At 55.3% G+C, this 1,123-nt stretch carries 1 protein-coding gene; it reads right to left on the minus strand.

What is annotated here, in order from left to right; translation table 11 throughout:
• Nucleotides 1–217: 217 nt before the first annotated feature.
• Nucleotides 218–1,123: hypothetical protein (locus EOA86_RS35660; protein WP_206630244.1), on the minus strand; the 906-nt coding region annotated here is incomplete at its 5' end.

Below are 1,123 nucleotides of genomic sequence, written 5' to 3' on the forward strand. Positions count from 1 at the left end.
GCTGTATGCCGGGGAGCAGTGAGGCGTGACGTTCGGCGGGGGCGAGCTCGTGACGGGTGTCAGCGATCCGTGTCAGTTTCAACTTGACAGGTGACGGCAGTTATGCTAGGAATTTATTCATAGTGTTGATTTGCGCCCGCCCGCCGAGGGCGGGTTTTTCATTTTAGGCGCCGGCGCCATTCTTCATAAGTCCGACAAAACCGCAGGTTTGCCGGCCTTACCGTCTTTCCGAAAAGTCATACGACTTGGACCAGCTCTCACCTGCAACGACCCGCAAACCGTCCGGCCGATACCCATCAGATCCGAACTCATCTTGAAGCATTCTGGCCGCTTCGCGCGCCTGTAACCACAGCCCTTGCTCGAGCAACTCGCGAATCTTCGGATGAATTGTAACGGTGGCATCAGCCCTTTCGTGCTCTAATGCCATGGCACCTTCATCGAGCATTGATGCGAGACTGAGGCCGGGTTCGTAGTAGTATCTCCATTCCTCACCCGGGCGCGGCAGTTCAATCGGTTCCTTTGCGTCTGGATCCGGATCCCGCCAGTAGAACTTAAGCAGATCAGATTGGAAGAAGGCGAACGAGCCGACGTGCAACGTACATGGGTGGCCACCGATTGAAACAAGGCGGTGGGCCTGCAACTTCGCTTTTGCCTTGTCGCCCGATGATGGTACAGACGATCGCCCTTTGCTTTCAAAGGCGTACCACTTTCCAGCGTTGTTTTCGCCAACAAGATCGGGGCGCGATCTGCCAAGGATTGTGGGGTTAAGCTGAGGGCGAAAAACGTCGAGGTGAAGCAGCGACGGTGTGTTCAATATCCGTGATGAGAACAGCTTGCAAAGTGTCATTCCCAGGAAGTAGCTGACCATTCCCTTCTCAGTAGGGTCCAGCGCAGCAAAGGCATCAGTGCGTTGAAGATGCCGGTGCCAATTCTGCTCAACGGCCATGCGGATCAGGGACAACCGGAATATTGCCTCGTGGAACGACGTCGGCCCATGCTGAAATACGTGGTAGGTGCTTGGGCGGCCAATAGTTATCGCCGCCCAGAGTAGTTCATCCCATGATGTGCTGAGAGTTCCGGTGCGTGCCAAATTGTATGCGCTGGGAAAAGATCGGCTCTGATA

Source organism: Mesorhizobium sp. M5C.F.Ca.IN.020.32.2.1 (genome assembly GCF_004023105.1).
GTDB lineage: Bacteria > Pseudomonadota > Alphaproteobacteria > Rhizobiales > Rhizobiaceae > Mesorhizobium > Mesorhizobium wenxiniae.